Below are 16,306 nucleotides of genomic sequence, written 5' to 3'. Positions count from 1 at the left end.
ACGGTGGGGTCGATAGAATAAAATTCTTCCCGTTCGGGCTGAGCTTGTCGAAGCCCTGTCCTTTTCGTGGCTCACGGGCTTCTGGAGCGAAGAAGGACAGCCCTTCGACAGGCTCAGGGCGAACGTGGGGACGGGAGTGTGGCAGCGCCGGCGGCGAAGCCGCCGTCGTCGGTCGGGCGCCTTGACGGCGCTCGCCGGCCGGTTTGGTGGCCGCGCGGGCGCGACGGCGGACGCGGTCCGCCTGCCACCAAACGCAAACGCCCGGGCTGTTGCCAGCCCGGGCGTCCTGCGTGACGAAAATGAATTCGCCAGCCCCCTTAGATTTCAACCCTCTACCCGCACGCCGATCCTCCCAGAACGACGGGGCCGAAGGCCTCCCTGAACCGCGGCCTTTGCCTGCGCCTCAGTGGGATGGTGACTATGCCGCGGGGCGGGGCTTGTCATCCCTGAACGGCCGCTGTCGCGACGATTGCGCGACAGTTGTGGGAATCGTGCAACAGCGCGCTTGCCGCCGAACCCCGCGCTCAATAGGGCGGGCCCCATGTTATTATCGTCCTACGAGCGGATGATCGCACGCCGTTACCTGCTGCCCGGTCGGGGAGAGGCGTTCATCGCCCTCGTCGCGGGCATCAGCCTGGTCGCGGTCATGCTCGGCGTCGCCGCCCTCGTCGTGGTCATGAGCGTCATGAACGGCTTCCGCGCCGAGCTGTTCGACAAGATCGTCGGCCTGAACGGCCACGCCGTCGTCCAGGGCTATGGCAACCAGCTGCGCGACTGGCGCGAGATCCTGGCCGAGACGCGCAAGATTCCCGGTGTCGTCTCGGCCACCCCGCTGATCGAGAATCCGCTGATGGCGAGCGCGCAGGGGCGCGTCGCCGGCGTCATCGTCCGCGGTATGCGGGTTGAGGACATCCGCACCAACCCGACGCTGAACGGCAAGGTCGTCGCGGGCTCGCTCGGCGCGCTGCGCCCGGACAGCGGCATGATCGGCATCGGATCGCGCCTGGCCGAGTCGCTTGGGGTATCGGAGGGCTCGGAAGTCCAACTGATCAGTCCCGAAGGCCCCGCCTCCCCGATGGGGACGGTGCCGCGCATCGTCAGCTACCGGGTTGGCGCGATCTTCGAAGTCGGCGTGTTCGACTATGACAAGGCGTTCGTCGTCATGCCGATGCAGGATGCGCAGACGCTGCTGCTGATGGGCGATTCGGTCGGCATGATCGAGATCGACGTGACCGACCCCGACCGCGTTGCCGATATCGCGACGCCGCTGGCCCAGGTCGTCGGGCGCCGCGGTGTCGTGCAGGACTGGCGCCAGATGAACTCGCAATTGTTCGAGGCGCTGTCGGTCGATCGACTCGTCACCTTCACCGTGCTGTCGATCCTGATCATGGTGTCGGTGTTCAACATCCTGTCGTCGCTGATCATGCTGGTGCGCGCCAAGACCCGCGACATCGCGATCCTGCGCACGATGGGCGCGACACGCGGCGGTTTGTTGCGGATCTTCATGACGGTCGGCACCTCGATCGGCGCGGTCGGCATCGTCCTCGGCCTGATCCTCGGCTTCGTGCTGCTGACCTACCGCCAGGGCGTCGTCAGCTTCCTCGGCTTCGTCAGCGGTCAGCAGATCTGGGACCCGTCGATGCGCTTCCTGACCGAACTGCCCGCCAAGACCGACCCGCTGGAGGTGTTCGGCATCGCCGCGATGGCGTTCGGCTTCAGCTTCCTCGCGACGCTGTACCCGGCGTTCAAGGCGGCCAATACCGATCCTGTGCAGGTGCTTCGCTATGACTGAGGTCGAAGGCAACGCCGAGAACGGTCGGCGCGACCAATCCGGCGCCATCGGGCGCGGTTTTGGCGCGTTCGACGGCACCGCCGTCCTGGAGACCACCGACCTGCGCCGCAGCTTCACGCAGGGTGACGTGACGATCGAGGTCCTGCGCGGCGTCAACCTGCGCGTCGGCAAAGGCGAGATCGTCGCGCTGCTCGGGCCCTCGGGCTCGGGCAAGTCGACGCTCCTCCAGGCGGTGGGCTTGCTGGAGGGGGGTTTCGACGGATCGATCCGCATCCTCGGCACCGAAGCCGCCAAGCTCGACAGCGGCGGCCGTACCGAGACGCGGCGGGACGCGATGGGCTTCGTCTATCAGTTCCATCACCTGCTGCCAGACTTCTCCGCGCTCGAGAATGTCGTCCTGCCGCAACTGATCCACGGCACCGCCCGCACCGACGCCGAAGCCCGCGCCGAAACGCTGCTGAGTGCGCTGGGCCTCGCCAAGCGCCTGGGTCACCGCCCGAGCCAGCTGTCGGGCGGCGAACAGCAACGCGTCGCCGTGGCGCGCGCCCTGTCGAACAAGCCGGCGCTGGTGCTGGCGGATGAGCCCACCGGCAACCTCGACGAAGCGACCGCCGACATCGTGTTCGCCGAATTCCTCCGCCTGGTCCGCGACCAGGGTTCGTCGGCGCTGGTCGCGACGCATAACGAGCGGTTGGCGGCACGGATGGACCGGGTGGTGCGGCTGCATGAGGGAGTCCTGGCATGAGCGATCTTCGGACCATCCCGGTAACGGCTGCCGATGGCGGTACGACCGACCTGTCAACCTACGCCGGCAAGGTGCTGCTGATCGTCAACACCGCGTCGAAGTGCGGGTTCACGCCGCAATATGCCGGGCTGGAGGCGCTGCATCGCCGCTATGCGGATCGCGGGTTCGCGGTGCTCGGCTTCCCCTGCAATCAATTCGGGGCACAGGAGCCGGGCGACGCGGCGGAGATCGCGAACTTCTGCTCGCTGACCTACGACGTAACTTTCCCGGTGTTCGCGAAGGTCGACGTGAACGGCGACGGCGCGGCGCCGGTGTTCCGGTATCTGAAGCACGAGGCGCCCGGTGTTTTGGGGTCGGAATCGATCAAATGGAATTTCACCAAGTTCCTGGTCGATCGCGACGGCAAGGTGGTCGACCGCTACGCGCCGACGACGAAGCCCGAGGATATCGCGAAGGATATCGAGGCGCTGCTCTGACGGCCCCCTCGCCCCGTTCGTGCTGAGCTTGTCGAAGCACCGTCCTTTTCTTCGTGCCGCGCGACATGAGGCACGAAGAAGGGCAGCGCTTCGACAAGCTCAGTGCGGACGGGGTGGGGAGGGGCAGGCGCCAAGCCGATAGGTGTGGATAACCAGCCCACCCGCCTTCCAAACATCGGCTCGACCGCCTACTCTCTCAGGCGTGGCACATTCCGGTTTCGTCCCCCTTCGCGTCTTCTCGTCCTACACGATGCTCGAGGGGGCGATCGAGCCTAAGGCGATCGCCAAGCGCGCCGCGAAGCTCGGTTTCCCCGCAGTTGCCCTGGCCGACCGCAACGGACTGTACGCCGCGATGGCGTTCGGCGACGCGTGCAAGGATGCCGGTGTCCAGCCGGTCATCGGTACACTGCTCGCGATCAAGCGGCCGGTGCCCGAGGGGGTGGAGGCGCCGATCGACTGGCTGGCGCTCTACGCGCAGGACACGACCGGCTACGACAATCTCTGCGCGCTTGTCAGCCATGCGCATCTCGGGCGTCCGGTCGAGCAGGATGCGCATGTCCCGCTGGATGCGCTGGATGGCCGCACCGACGGGCTGATCGCGCTGACCGCAGGGGGCGAGGGGGCGCTGGCCCGGTTGCTCGCCGATGACCAGCACGGCGCCGCCGCGGCCTACACCGACCACCTCCAAGCGCTGTTTCCCAAGCGGCTGTATATCGAGATCAGCCGCCGCGGCGACGCGGTCGAGGGCCGTGCGGAAGACGCGCTGATCGACCTCGCCTACGCCCGCGGCCTGCCGCTGGTCGGCACCAATCCGTGCTGTTTTGCCGAGGATCATTTCCACGAAGCGCACGACGCGATGTTGTGCATCGCCTCGTCGAGCTATGTCACCAGCGACGACCGCAAGCGCTCCTCGCCGGATGCATGGATGAAGCCGGCCGACACGATGCGCGCGATATTCGCCGACCTGCCCGAAGCGATCGACAACACGCTGGTCGTCGCGCAGCGCTGCGCGGTCGCGGCACCGAAGCGCAAACCCATCCTGCCAAGCCTGGCCGGTGACATCGCGGGCGAAGCGGCGATGCTGCGCGACCAGGCGCGGGCAGGCCTCGCCATGCGACTGGAGAAGGCGGGGATCGCCGACGATGCCGCGGTCGAGATGTATGCCAAGCGGCTCGAATTCGAGCTCGACGTCATCATCCAGATGGGCTTCCCCGGCTATTTCCTGATCGTCGCGGACTTCATCAAATGGGCGAAGGAGCGCGATATTCCGGTGGGGCCGGGACGTGGCTCGGGCGCGGGCTCGGTCGTCGCGTGGGTGCTGACCATCACCGATCTCGATCCGATCAAGCTCGGCCTGCTGTTCGAACGCTTCCTGAACCCGGAACGCGTGTCGATGCCCGACTTTGACATCGACTTCTGCGAAACCCGGCGCGGCGAAGTCATCCGCTACGTCCAGCAGCGCTATGGTCATGACAAGGTCGCGCAGATCATCACCTTCGGGAAGCTGAAGGCGCGCGCGGTCGTGAAGGACACCGGCCGCGTACTCCAGATGAGCTATGGCCAGATCAACCGCCTGGCCGGGCTGATCCCCAACCACCCAACCGATCCCTGGACGCTGGAGCGCGCGCTGAACGGCGTCGCCGAGCTGGCGGCCGAGTACAAGAACCACAGCGACGTCCGCCACCTGCTCGACCTGGCGCAGAAGCTGGAAGGGTTGCCGCGGCACTCGTCGACCCACGCCGCGGGTGTGGTGATCGGCGACCGGCCGCTCAGCCAGCTGGTGCCGCTGTACCGCGATCCGCGGTCGGACATGCCGGTCACGCAATTCGACATGAAATATGTCGAAGGCGCCGGGCTGGTGAAGTTCGACTTCCTCGGGCTCAAGACATTGAGCGTGCTCAAGAAGGCGGTCGAGTTGCTCGCCAATCGCGGGATCGACGTCGATCTCGACACGCTCGAATGGGACGATCCCGAGGTCTACGCCCTGCTCCAGCGCGGCGACACGGTTGGCGTGTTCCAGCTGGAATCGGACGGGATGCGCCGGACGCTGAGTGCCGTGCGCCCGTCCAACTTCGGCGACATCATCGCGCTCGTCTCGCTCTACCGTCCAGGGCCGATGGACAATATCCCGACCTTCGGCGCGCGCAAGAACGGGCGCGAACAGGTCGCCTATCCGCATCCGTTGCTTGAGCCGATCCTGTCGGAAACCTACGGAATCTTCGTTTACCAGGAACAGGTGATGCAGGCCGCGCAGATTCTGGCGGGCTATTCGCTGGGCGGCGCCGACCTGCTGCGCCGCGCGATGGGCAAGAAGATCAAGGCGGAGATGGACGCCCAGCGCGCGACCTTTGTCGAGGGATGCGCCGCGCACAACCAGATCCCGGAGGCCTACGCCAACCAGCTGTTCGACTTGATCGACAAGTTCGCCGGTTACGGCTTCAACAAGAGCCACGCCGCGGCCTATGCGTTGCTCGCCTATCAGACCGCCTGGCTGAAGGCGCATTACCCGCACGAATTCTTTGCCGCGTCGATGTGCTTCGACATGCACCAGACCGACAAGCTGAACATCTTCGTCGACGACATGAAGCGCCTGGGCGTGCCGTGCCTGCCGCCCGATGTGAACGCGGCGGAAGCGGAATTCTCGGTCGAGCCGCACGAGGATGGCCATGCCGTGCGCTATGGTCTCGGCGCGCTGAAAGGAGTCGGCGAGCGGGCGATGGAATTGCTGGTCGCCGAGCGCGAGGAAAACGGCACGTTCGCCTCGCTCGACGATGTGGCAAAGCGCGTCGATCCGCGACTGCTGAACAAGCGCCAGGTCGAGACGCTGGCGGCGGCGGGTGCGTTCGATTCGATCGACGCCAACCGCGCGGGGGTCTTCGCGGTCGCCGAAACGTTGCTGGCCGAGGCGTCGCGCCACAAGCAGAGCGAGCTGTCGGGACAGGGCGATTTCCTGTCCACGGTAACCGAGCACCGCGTCCACATCGAGCTGCCGCAGAGCGCGCACTGGACGCTCGCCAAGCGGATCGAGGCGGAAAAGGAGGCGTTCGGCTTCTTCTTCTCGTCCCATCCGCTCGATCGCTATGCGCACCTCGCCCGCGGGCAGGGGGCTCGGCCGATCGCGGCGCTGGGCGACGTGCCGGTGGCCGAAGGCGCGCGATCCGGCGCGACCATAGCCGCGCTGGTCGAGGATGCACGCTGGCGCACGTCGGCACGCGGCAACCGCTATCTGATGATGACGCTCAGCGACCAGTCGGGCCAGGTGCCCGCGACCTGTTTCGACGAAGTGGTATCAAAGGATCTGGAGGAAGCGAGCCGGGCAGGCGGGTGCGGCCTGATGACCGTCGAACTCGACCGCCGCGCCGGTGAGGACAGCGCCCGCGTGACCGTTCGCCGCATCCGTCCGCTGGAGGATCTGGCGCAGAATGCGCGGATGAGCGTGAGCTGCGTGGTCGATGTGCCCGCAGCCTGGGCCCACCTCGCAACGCTGCTGGAGCCGAGCCGTGGCGGCCGCGGCGAAGTCCGCGCGCAGGTCGCGCTGCCGGGTGGCGGCGAGGCGGTGGTGATCGTCGGCCGGGACTTCCGGATCGATCCGGAACTAGCGACCGCGATCGGACGGCTGGCCGGCGTGCGGGAAGTGGCGCTGACCGCCGAACCGAGTTTGTCACTGGCGGGCTGAGTTCCGTCTCCGTCCATTCGTCGGGAGCGGACCCGAGTCTTGCCATCGCGCGCGCCCTGCGGCACCTTCGTTCGAAAGATCGGTATGAAGGAGAGGTGCGTATGCTCGGTGCCATGCAGGACGTGGAACTCAGGGTCCCGCTGCTGCTCGACCATGCCGCGCGCGAGCACGCCACGCGCGAGATCGTCACGCGCTGGGCCGATGGCCGTACGACACGGACGGACTGGGCCGGCGTCCACCGTGATGCCCGCCGGCTGGCGCAGGCGCTCGAGCGGATGGGCGTCAAGAAAGGCGACCGCGTCGCCACGCTGGCGATGAATCACGTCGGACATTTGGTGGCGTGGTATGGTGTGATCGGGATGGGCGGGGTGATCCACACGGTCAATCCACGCCTGTTCGACGATCAGCTCGCCTATATCGCCAATCACGCCGAGGATCAGGTTCTGCTCTACGACGCGGCGTTCAAGCCGATCGTCGAGCGGATGCGGTCGCAGTGGACGACGATCCGCCACTATGTGTGTTTCGACGATGGCGAGTTCGACGCCGTGCTCGATGCCCAGGATGGCGACTATCGGTGGGTGACGGGGCCGGAGCGCGAGCCGTGCCTGCTCTGCTACACCAGTGGGACGACCGGCAATCCAAAGGGCGTGCTGTTCACGCACCGGTCGAACATGATCCATGCGCTGGCCGAATTGCAGCCGGCGGTGTTCGACCTCGACAGCCGCGCGGTCGCGCTGCCGATCGTGCCGATGTTCCATGCAGTGGGCTGGGGCCTCCCGTTCGCCAGTGCTGCGGCGGGGATCAAGGTCGTCTATTCCGCGGTCAACGACCCCAAGGTGCTTTGCACGCTCATGAACGACGAGAAGGTGACCCATACCGCGGGTGTCCCGACCGTCTGGCTGGCGATGTTCCAGCACATGGATACGACCGGTGAAGAGCCGAAGCATCTGAAGGTCGTCACGATCGGCGGATCGGCGGCGCCGCGCGCGATGATCGAGCGGATCATGCACATGGGCGTCCGCGTCAACCACGCCTGGGGGATGACCGAAACCTCGCCGATCGGCACCATGGGCGCGCCGAGCCCGGATTGGGAAGACCTGACGTTCGAACAGAAGGTCGACCAAACCGTGCGTCAGGGCCGCGTACCCTTCGGGGTCGAACTGCGTATCGTCGATGATGCGGACTCGGTGCTGCCGCGCGACGGCGAGGCGACCGGTCGGCTGCAGATCCGCGGGCCGTGGATCGTCCAGCGCTATTTCAAGGGCGACGCGGACTGCGTGACCGCCGACGGATGGTTCGACACCGGCGACGTCGCGGCATTGCACCCCGACGGGACGATGCGGATCACCGATCGATCGAAGGATGTCATCAAATCGGGCGGCGAGTGGATCAGCTCGGTCGAGCTGGAGAACGCCGCGGTCGGGTGTGCGGGCGTGGCGGAGGCCGCGGCGATCGGCGTACGACATCCGAAGTGGGACGAGCGCCCGATCCTGCTGGTGGTGCGCAAGGCCGGCAGCAACGTGACGCCGTTCGAGATCACCGCGCATCTGGCGAAGCATGTCGCGAAATGGTGGTTGCCCGACGAGATCGTCTTCGTCGACGAGTTGCCGCACACCGCGACCGGCAAATTGCTCAAGACCGCGATCCGCGAGAAATACCGAAATTACCAGCTCGCCGCGGCGTGATGCCAACGCTGACCCTAACAGCGTCATCCCCGCCCATGCAGGGATGACGCGATAAAATCACCGTTCCGGCGGCTTCGTTGCATCCTTGTCGGCGGGGGCCGGCACATCCTCGCTCGCCCCACCGGCTGCGGTGCCGGCGGTGTCGGGAATTGTCGATTTACCGCCAAGGATCGTTTCGTCGGGCTGCGGGGCGTTTGGATCAGTCATCACACTCTCCTTCGTGCCCTGAACGAACGACCGCGGCTGCGCGATCCCGTGTCAGAACAACTCGCCCTGGGCACCGGCAGGCGCCCGGAACAGATCGGTACGCAGCCGGTCGCGCTCGCCGGTCAGACCATGCTTCCGGCACGCGATCTGGAACCGCGTGCGCAGCAAGTCCGCCCACGGGCCGCTCCCCTGCATCCGGGTAAAGAAATTTGGGTCGTTCCGCTTGCCGCCGCGCATCGCGCCGATCGTCGCCATGACCTTTGCCTTGCGATCGGGGAAATGCGTGTCGAGCCATGCCTCGAACAGCGGCGCGACTTCCCACGGCAGACGGACGGGAATGAACCCCGCGGCGCACGCCCCGGCCGCGGCGCCGCGTGCGATCAGCCGTTCGATCTCGTGATCGGTGATCGCCGGGATGACGGGCGAGATGGAGATGCGCACCGGTACGCCCGCCGCCGACAGCTTGGCGATCGCTGCCAGCCGACGCTCCGGGTGCGGCGCGCGCGGTTCCACCGTCATCGCGACCTTCGGGTCGAGCGACGTCACCGAAATCATCACTGCCGCCAACCCCTTCGCCGCCATCGGCGCCAGCAGGTCGAGATCGCGGACGACACGGTCGGACTTTGTCGTGATGGTGACCGGATGATCGCAGGCTGATAGAACCTCCAGACAGGCGCGAGTGATTCGCCAGTCATTCTCGATCGGCTGATACGGATCGGTGTTGGTGCCAAACGCAATCGGGCGACAGACATAGGCGGGCTTGGCGAGCTCGACGCGCAACAGATCGGGCCCGCTTGGCTTGGCGAACAACTTCGTCTCGAAATCGAGCCCCGGCGACAGATCGTGATACGCATGACTCGGCCGGGCGAAGCAGTAGATGCAGCCATGCTCGCAGCCGCGATAGGGGTTTATCGAGCGGTCGAACGGCACATCGGGCGACTGGTTGCGCGCGATAATCGTCTTGGGCTGCTCGATCGTCACGGTCGTGCGCTGCGACGTCGGGATACCGTCGATGTCTGTCCGCGCGTCGAGCCAGTCGCCATCCGCCTCGGTCTGCGGCAGATTGAAGCGCACGCTTTCGGCGTTCAGCGTTGCGCCGCGACGCGCTCGGGGACTGGCTTGGGCCATGATCCAAGCGTACCGGATACGAAGAACATTGCAAGAACAAGGGCAATAAGCTGCGGATTCGTGACGCTTATCGCTCCATCAACCGCGGCATCAGCTCCACGAAATTGCACGGCCGATGCCGGATATCGAGCTGGCTGGCGAGGATGCCGTCCCAGCCATCCTTCACCGCACCGGTCGAGCCGGGCAGGGCGAAGATGTACGTGCCGCGCGCCACGCAGGCGCAGGCGCGCGACTGGATGGTGGACGTGCCGATCTTGTCGTAACTCAGCCAACGGAACAGTTCGCCGAAGCCGGGAATCATCTTGTCGGCGACGCGCTCGACCGCTTCGGGCGTCACGTCGCGGCCGGTCACTCCGGTGCCACCCGTTGTGATGACGCAATCGACCGACGCGTCGTCGATCCACGCATGAAGGCGTGCGACGATGGTGTCCGTGTCATCGCGCACGATCGCACGATCGGCAACCTCGTGCCCAGCGCCCTCGATCCGCGCGACCAGCGTGTCGCCCGACCGATCATCGGCCAGCCCCCGCGTGTCCGATACCGTCAGCACCGCGATCCGCACCGAGCGGAACGGGGTGCCTTCGTCAATTGGCACGGGCGATGGCGTTCGGCGCGGCATTGGACGACACGCGGACAGCGCCGGCGCCCGACATGCCCGGAAATTTGGGCCAGAGCCCCTGCGCAAGCGCGGAGCGGCTGACCGACGGCTTGCCAGCCTTGCCCTCGTACATCCAGTAATTGCGCAGCACCGTCATGACGTAACCGCGTGTTTCCCAGTACGGAATGCTCTCGATGTAGAGCAGCGGGTCGCCGCCGTCGCGGGCCTGCGCGTTCCACACGCTGACCGGTAGCGGGCCGGCGTTGTACGCGGCAATTACCTTGGGCAGCAGCCCGCCGGTGATGCCCATGTCGCGCAGCTTCTCAAGATGCCGCTGGCCGACCTCGATGTTGGTCGACGGGCGAGCGAGGGCCGCGCGATCGACCGTCGTGCCACGTTCGCGCGAATAGTCGGTCGCCGCCGCCGGCATGATCTGCATCAGGCCGTAGGCGCCTGCCGGGCTGACCACCGCGGCGCGGAAGCGGGATTCCTGGAGCGCGTGCGCGTAGACCAGCGCCTTGTCGACGCGCCAGCCGCCGTCGGGCGTCCAGTTCGGGGTCGGGTAGCGCGCGGTCATCACCGGCTGCGCCCCTTGCGGGCAGTTATGCGACAGCCACAGCTGCGTCTCGGCAAGGTCGAGCCGACCGGCCAGGCGGGTCAGTGCGGCATAATCGACGCGATCGCCGATCTTTGCCTGCTGGCGAATGACGTCGTCGGCAAGACCGCTTTCGCCGATCTCGACCAGTGCGGCGGCGACGCGCACGTTCGGGCGGCGCGACAGGTCGTGCCAATCCTCCGCCGTCGTCTTCTCGCCGGCCGGCGTCAGCGGGGCCGAGATGCCGAGCGCCTGGCGTGCGAGCTGACCGTAGAACGTCTCGCTGAACTGCGCGGCACCCTGCAACCGGCCCTGCACCATGTCGGGCCGGCCGCTCGCCATGTCGGCGCGCGACGCCCAATAGAGCCCGGCCGCGCGCAGGTCGGCGTCCGATGCGCGGCGGGCGACATTGCCGAAGTTGGCCGCGGCGGACGCGAAATCCTTCGATCGCCACGATGCGAGGCCCGCGACCCAGTCGGCCTGCGCGGCCCAGTCACCCGAACCGGTCTGGGCGAGCGCGGCGACGCGGCGCGCGGCGGCATCATCGCCGTCGACATAATAGATCCACGCCACGCGCTGGCGCCACTCGACCAGAGCTTCCGGCGTCAGCAGCGCGGCCTTGCTCTCGACCAGCACTTCGGCCTCGGGCCCGCGATCGTCCTTGATCAGCGGCTGCATGGCGATCGCCAGTTCGGCCGCGGCGGCGTCGCTTTTCACGGCCGCGGCACGCTGCCGGTTCGGCGCGCCGTCGTACCAGATCAACCGCTGCTCGGCGGGCAGCATCGGCAGCACTTCGGCGCCGCGCGCCTTGGCCAGTCGAGCGATCTGCCCCGCCTGCGGGAGCTCGGGCGCCTCGGCCAGCAGCGCAAGCAGCGGCTCGAGCGCGGCCTTGGGCGAGCCCTTGGCGGTGAAAAGCTCGGCACGCGCGATGGCGTGGAGCGGGCCGGGTTTCATCGCGTCGAGCTGCAATTGCGCGTCGGCCCATGCGCCGGCGCGGATCGAGGCGAAGACCGCGCGATAGCCGGCGCGCTGATCGCCATCGAGAAGATCGGGGATGCCGTCACCCTTGGGCGCGGCAGAAACTGTCGGGAAACGCGCGTCGGGAACGGCAGGCGGGGCATCGAGGCCCGTCGCGGGCATCACGGGATCGGCAGCGTGCGCGGCCATCGGCAAAGTGGCGGCGAGTACCGCAAGTCCGAACTTGGAACGCATCAATGCGGTCCCCCCATCAGCAGTTGCAGATCCTTCCATGCTTCCGCCTTCATCGCCGGCTGCTTCAACAGGAAGCGGGGATGAAGACTGGAAACCGCCCAAATCTCTGATCCGTTTAGGTTAACACGCTGTAAATTTCCCTGAACGCCGCCACGATCCGTCCCGCCGATCGCACGGCTCACCGCTTGACCGAGCAGCAGGACCCGCTGCGGCGCGGCCAGCGCCAGATGCTGGCGGGCAAGCTGCCCCAGTTGCGGCAGCATCTCGGGCGCGATCCGGTCGCCCAGGGGGCGCACGGTGGTCAGCGCGATCAAATAGACCGATTCGCGCGACAGGCCGATCGCCGCGAGCATCCGGTCGAACAGCGCGCCTGCCGCACCGCCGATCAGCCCGTCCGCGTCGGCGAAATCGACGACGATCGCGGTCGCGGCGGCGGGGTCGCCTTCTGCCAGCACCGCGTCGGGTCGCGCACCCTCCGGCGCGTCGCCGCTGCGGCGCCACGCGAGGAAGGCGTCCAGCGTGTCGGGCAGGGCCGGCGTCGCAACGACAGGCGCTGACGTAACGTCCGCGAGGGGCGCCGGCGGCGGCGCCTTTGCCAGCCAGTCGCGAGGGGCATCGTCGACAAGCACGTCGACGCCGGCGTCGCGCCACCAGTCGAGCACGCTGCGGGCGCTTTCCGCCCAATCGAAATGCTGGTCCGCCCCCATGATGTGCCCGTTGGATGCTGTCTTGACGCGGCCGTCAATCTGCTGGAACCGGAGGAAAGGCAAGGCGCCCCGCCGGCGCGACAGAAGAACAGGATTGGAGACGGGACATGGCCGATCGGGAGTCGATGCCCTATGACGTGGTGATCGTCGGCGCAGGTCCCGCCGGCCTGTCGGCGGCGATCCGGCTGAAACAGCTGGCGAACGACGCCGGCAGCGAACTCGCCGTCTGCGTGCTGGAGAAGGGGTCCGAAGTCGGCGCGCATATCCTGTCGGGCGCGGTCATCGACCCGAAGGCGCTGGATGAGCTGCTGCCGACGTGGCGCGACGACGGCTGCCCGCTCGCCGAAGTGCCGGTCACCGACAACCAGCATTGGGTGCTGTCGAAAAAGGGCCGCAAGAGCCTGCCGCACATCCTGACCCCGGGCTTCATGCACAACAAGGGCACCTACACCGGCAGCCTCGGCAATCTGTGCCGCTGGCTGGCGGGCAGGGCCGAGGAACTGGGCGTCGAGATCTTTCCCGGTTTCGCCGCCGCCGAGGTGCTGTTCAACGAAGACGGCAGCGTCAAGGGCGTCGCGACCGGCGACATGGGTGTGGCGCGCGACGGCACGCACAAGGGCGATTACCAGCCGGGTCTCGAGCTGCACGCCAAATACACGTTCTTTGCGGAGGGCGTTCGCGGGCACCTGTCGAAGGAGCTGATCCGCACGTTCGATCTGGCCAAGGACAGCGACCCACAGGTCTACGGCATCGGCATAAAGGAACTGTGGGACATCGCGCCCGACAAGCATGTCGCAGGCCGCGTCATCCACACGCAGGGCTGGCCGCTCAGCGAAACGCAAGGGTCGAACGGCGGCGGGTTCCTGTATCACCAGGCGAACGGGCAGGTTGCCTTGGGCTTCGTGACGTGGCTCAGCTACACCAATCCGTACCTCTCGCCCTTCCAGGAAATGCAGCGCTGGAAGACGCATCCGGCGATCGCCGAGATGCTGGAGGGCGGCAAGCGCGTGTCCTACGGCGCGCGGGCGATCAACGACGGCGGGTTGCAGTCGATCCCGAAGCTGGTGTTCCCCGGCGGTGCGCTGATCGGCTGTTCGGCGGGCTTCCTGAACGTGCCGCGGATCAAGGGTACGCATACCGCGATGAAATCCGGGATGATGGCCGCCGAAGCCGCCTTCACCGCGATCGCAGCGGGCCGCACCGCCGACGAGCTGGAGGCGTACCCGCAGGCGTTCGACGACAGCTGGGTCAAGGCCGAGCTGTCGATGGTCCGCAACGTCGTTCCGCTGGTCAAGAAATTCGGCGACTTCATCGGATCGGGCCTGGCCGGGGTCACCATGTGGTTGGAGAATTTCGGGCTGAAGGTTCCCTTCACACTGCATCACAAGCCAGACCATGAATCGCTGTGGCGCAAGGACCTGGTCCGGCCGATCGACTATCCGAAGCCGGACGGCAAGCTAACGTTCGACCGCCTGTCGTCGGTTTTCCTGTCGAATACGAATCACGAGGAAGATCAACCGGTTCACCTCACGCTGCGTGACCCGGACATTCCGATCGCCTATGATCTGCCGATGTTCGATGAACCGGCGCAGCGATATTGCCCGGCCGGTGTGTACGAGGTGGTCGGTGCGGAAACGGATGATCCGAAGTTCGTCATCAACGCGCAGAATTGCGTCCACTGCAAGACCTGCGACATCAAGGACCCGACCCAGAACATCAACTGGGTCGTGCCCGAAGGCGGCGGCGGCCCCAACTACCCGAATATGTAAGGCCAAGCCGCACGAGGATAGCGGAGCTATCCACGAGACGGCGCCAGGCCGGCCGGCGCGAGCGCCGCTCGCGTTCGACGTCACGGGAATTATTCCTGTGACGGCCCGTGCGGTTTTAAGCGTCTTCGGTATCGCCCTAGCCGCGACTCTGACACTCCCCGCGCACGCCGACGTCCCGCGCGGGCTAGGCGCCTACGCCCGCGCCCGTGCCGCGGATGCCGCGGGGCGAACCGAGCTCGCCGTCGACGGCTATCGCGCGGCGCTCGCCGCTTCGCCGGGTAACCCATTGATCGCGGTGCGCGCCTATCGCGAGGCGCTGGTGGCGGGTGACATGCCACTGGTCGGCACCGCCGCCGCCACGCTGAAGACGGCCGGGATCGCCCCGGCAGACGTCGCGGTGATCGATATCGCCGATGCCGTCGCCACGCGGCGCTGGCAGGACGCGAACGCCGCCGCCGACCGGCTGGCGAACGGCCCGCTCGATTTCCTGATGCCGTCGATCAAGGCCTGGCTGGCGTTCGAGCGCGGCGAGGCGGCACCGGCCGCCGGACTGGACGTCGATGCGAAAAGCGGGCTCGTTCGCCGCTTCAATCTCGAAAATCGCGCGCTGCTCGACATCGCTGCGGGCCGGACGGACGCAGGCACGACGGCGCTGCGGTCGCTGGTGGCCAGCGGGACCGACAGCGTGACGATCCGCGCCGCCGCTGCGCAATTGCTGGTCGGGCAGGGGCACCGCGACGATGCGCGCGCGCTGCTGGGCGGTGACGATCCCGTGCTGGCGGTGCTGCGCGAAAGGATCGGTGGGGCCAAGCCAAGCGCGGCGTTCGGTATCTCGCGCCTGTTCCTTCGCCTGGCCGGCGACCTGGTCGATGGCGACGCGCGGCCGCTGGCGATCGTGCTGTGTCGTGCCGCGCTCGTGATCGACCCCGCGGACGACCGCGCGCGGCTGACGCTCGCCGGAGCGTTGTCGAACGACGGGGCGCAGGCGCGCGCGATCGCCACGCTGGACGCGGTCGGTTCCCGGAGCCTTTACGCTCCCGCCGCTGCCGCGATGGCGGTCACCATCCTGTCGCGCGCAGGCGACACGGACCGCGCGATCGCCGCCGCCGGGCGTGCCGCGGGGGTCAAGGGCGCGGGCGCCGATACCGCGCAGCGGCTCGGCGAGCTGCTCGATGGCGCGGGCCGGCACCAAGACGCTGCCGCGGCCTATGCGACGGCGATCGAGCGCGCCGGCGCACGCGCCGACTGGACGCTGTATCTGCAACGCGGCGGCGCTCTGGAGCAGGCGGGGCGCTGGGCGGAGGCCAAGCCGTTGCTCGAACGCGCGGTCGCGCTGGCGCCGGAGGAGGCGCACGCGCTGAATTACCTGGGTTATGCGCAGGTCGAGCGCGGCGAAAATCTGGTCGCCGCGCGGGCGCTCCTCGAACGCGCCGCGCGCCTGCAGCCCGACGATGCCGCGATCACCGACTCGCTCGGTTGGGCCTATGTCCGCACCGGCGACGCAGCGAAGGCGGTGCCTCTGCTCGAACGCGCCGCGCGGGTCGAGCCGGGCGACGTGACGATCAACGAACATTTGGGCGATGCCTATTGGGCGCTCGGCCGTCGCTACGAGGCGCGCTATGCTTGGCGCGCGGCGGCGGTCTATGCCGATCCGGCCGAGGCGCGGCGGATCATGGCGAAACTCGGCAATGGACCGGCGACCTGACCGCGTGCGAA

At 67.4% G+C, this 16,306-nt stretch carries 12 protein-coding genes; 7 read left to right on the top strand and 5 right to left on the bottom strand.

What is annotated here, in order from left to right; translation table 11 throughout:
• The first annotated feature begins 541 nt into the window (after nucleotides 1–541).
• The 5 genes from ASE86_RS09125 to ASE86_RS09105 all read left to right on the top strand — a co-directional run bounded on the left by ASE86_RS09125 (nucleotide 542) and on the right by ASE86_RS09105 (nucleotide 8,374).
• Nucleotides 542–1,792, top strand: coding sequence for a lipoprotein-releasing ABC transporter permease subunit (locus tag ASE86_RS09125; protein ID WP_056424949.1), 1,251 nt, complete (start codon nucleotides 542–544; stop codon nucleotides 1,790–1,792).
• Nucleotides 1,785–2,537, top strand: coding sequence for an ABC transporter ATP-binding protein (locus tag ASE86_RS09120; RefSeq protein ID WP_082441767.1), 753 nt, complete (start codon nucleotides 1,785–1,787; stop codon nucleotides 2,535–2,537). Before ASE86_RS09125 ends, ASE86_RS09120 begins: the two co-directional genes overlap by 8 nt.
• A complete protein-coding gene (locus ASE86_RS09115) occupies nucleotides 2,534–3,013 on the top strand; it encodes a glutathione peroxidase (protein WP_056424946.1) in 480 nt (159 codons plus the stop codon). Before ASE86_RS09120 ends, ASE86_RS09115 begins: the two co-directional genes overlap by 4 nt.
• Nucleotides 3,014–3,215: 202 nt before the next feature.
• Nucleotides 3,216–6,689 carry a DNA polymerase III subunit alpha gene (gene dnaE, locus ASE86_RS09110; protein WP_056424943.1) on the top strand — a complete coding sequence of 1,158 codons (3,474 nt, stop codon included), beginning with the start codon at nucleotides 3,216–3,218 and terminating at the stop codon, nucleotides 6,687–6,689.
• Between the two features lie 101 nt (nucleotides 6,690–6,790).
• Nucleotides 6,791–8,374, top strand: coding sequence for a long-chain fatty acid--CoA ligase (locus ASE86_RS09105; RefSeq protein ID WP_056424939.1), 1,584 nt, complete (start codon nucleotides 6,791–6,793; stop codon nucleotides 8,372–8,374).
• Nucleotides 8,375–8,431: 57 nt separating this feature from the next.
• Here the strand turns inward: ASE86_RS09105 and ASE86_RS15965 are convergent, their stop codons facing one another.
• From ASE86_RS15965 to ASE86_RS09085, 5 genes are all read right to left on the bottom strand, one after another.
• Nucleotides 8,432–8,581 (bottom strand): hypothetical protein, encoded by a 150-nt coding sequence (locus tag ASE86_RS15965; protein ID WP_156347080.1) that lies wholly within the window; start codon nucleotides 8,579–8,581, stop codon nucleotides 8,432–8,434.
• Between the two features lie 51 nt (nucleotides 8,582–8,632).
• On the bottom strand, nucleotides 8,633–9,709 hold the full coding sequence (locus ASE86_RS09100) for a PA0069 family radical SAM protein (RefSeq protein ID WP_056424936.1): 1,077 nt from the start codon (nucleotides 9,707–9,709) through the stop codon (nucleotides 8,633–8,635).
• Nucleotides 9,710–9,776: 67 nt separating this feature from the next.
• Nucleotides 9,777–10,304 carry a molybdenum cofactor biosynthesis protein B gene (gene moaB, locus ASE86_RS09095; RefSeq protein ID WP_056424933.1) on the bottom strand — a complete coding sequence of 176 codons (528 nt, stop codon included), beginning with the start codon at nucleotides 10,302–10,304 and terminating at the stop codon, nucleotides 9,777–9,779.
• Nucleotides 10,294–12,114, bottom strand: a complete 1,821-nt coding sequence (locus ASE86_RS09090) for a lytic transglycosylase domain-containing protein (RefSeq protein WP_056424930.1) — start codon at nucleotides 12,112–12,114, stop codon at nucleotides 10,294–10,296. Before ASE86_RS09090 ends, moaB begins: the two co-directional genes overlap by 11 nt.
• Nucleotides 12,114–12,821 carry a uracil-DNA glycosylase family protein gene (locus ASE86_RS09085; protein WP_056424927.1) on the bottom strand — a complete coding sequence of 236 codons (708 nt, stop codon included), beginning with the start codon at nucleotides 12,819–12,821 and terminating at the stop codon, nucleotides 12,114–12,116. Before ASE86_RS09085 ends, ASE86_RS09090 begins: the two co-directional genes overlap by 1 nt.
• Before the next feature lie 107 nt (nucleotides 12,822–12,928).
• On the opposite strand from ASE86_RS09085, the gene ASE86_RS09080 reads away from it, so the two are divergent.
• Together ASE86_RS09080 and ASE86_RS09075 are read left to right on the top strand one after the other, a co-directional pair.
• Complete coding sequence (locus tag ASE86_RS09080; protein ID WP_056424925.1) at nucleotides 12,929–14,590, top strand: electron transfer flavoprotein-ubiquinone oxidoreductase; 1,662 nt, start codon at nucleotides 12,929–12,931, stop codon at nucleotides 14,588–14,590.
• A 97-nt stretch (nucleotides 14,591–14,687) separates the two neighbouring features.
• Nucleotides 14,688–16,295, top strand: coding sequence for a tetratricopeptide repeat protein (locus tag ASE86_RS09075; protein ID WP_056424922.1), 1,608 nt, complete (start codon nucleotides 14,688–14,690; stop codon nucleotides 16,293–16,295).
• Nucleotides 16,296–16,306 lie beyond the last annotated feature (11 nt).

It is taken from the genome of Sphingomonas sp. Leaf33 (assembly GCF_001421785.1).
Taxonomy (GTDB): domain Bacteria; phylum Pseudomonadota; class Alphaproteobacteria; order Sphingomonadales; family Sphingomonadaceae; genus Sphingomonas.
The sequence above is the reverse complement of the archived record's forward strand: the minus strand, read 5'-3'. Positions and strand labels throughout refer to the sequence as shown.

Coding starts and splice junctions, on each gene's coding strand:
- ASE86_RS09125 (WP_056424949.1), top strand. CDS start 542: ATGTTATTATCGTCCTACGAGCGGATGATCGCACGCCGTTACCTGCTG.
- ASE86_RS09120 (WP_082441767.1), top strand. CDS start 1,785: ATGACTGAGGTCGAAGGCAACGCCGAGAACGGTCGGCGCGACCAATCC.
- ASE86_RS09115 (WP_056424946.1), top strand. CDS start 2,534: ATGAGCGATCTTCGGACCATCCCGGTAACGGCTGCCGATGGCGGTACG.
- ASE86_RS09105 (WP_056424939.1), top strand. CDS start 6,791: ATGCTCGGTGCCATGCAGGACGTGGAACTCAGGGTCCCGCTGCTGCTC.
- ASE86_RS15965 (WP_156347080.1), bottom strand. CDS start 8,581: ATGACTGATCCAAACGCCCCGCAGCCCGACGAAACGATCCTTGGCGGT.
- ASE86_RS09100 (WP_056424936.1), bottom strand. CDS start 9,709: ATGGCCCAAGCCAGTCCCCGAGCGCGTCGCGGCGCAACGCTGAACGCC.
- ASE86_RS09090 (WP_056424930.1), bottom strand. CDS start 12,114: ATGCGTTCCAAGTTCGGACTTGCGGTACTCGCCGCCACTTTGCCGATG.
- ASE86_RS09085 (WP_056424927.1), bottom strand. CDS start 12,821: ATGGGGGCGGACCAGCATTTCGATTGGGCGGAAAGCGCCCGCAGCGTG.
- ASE86_RS09080 (WP_056424925.1), top strand. CDS start 12,929: ATGGCCGATCGGGAGTCGATGCCCTATGACGTGGTGATCGTCGGCGCA.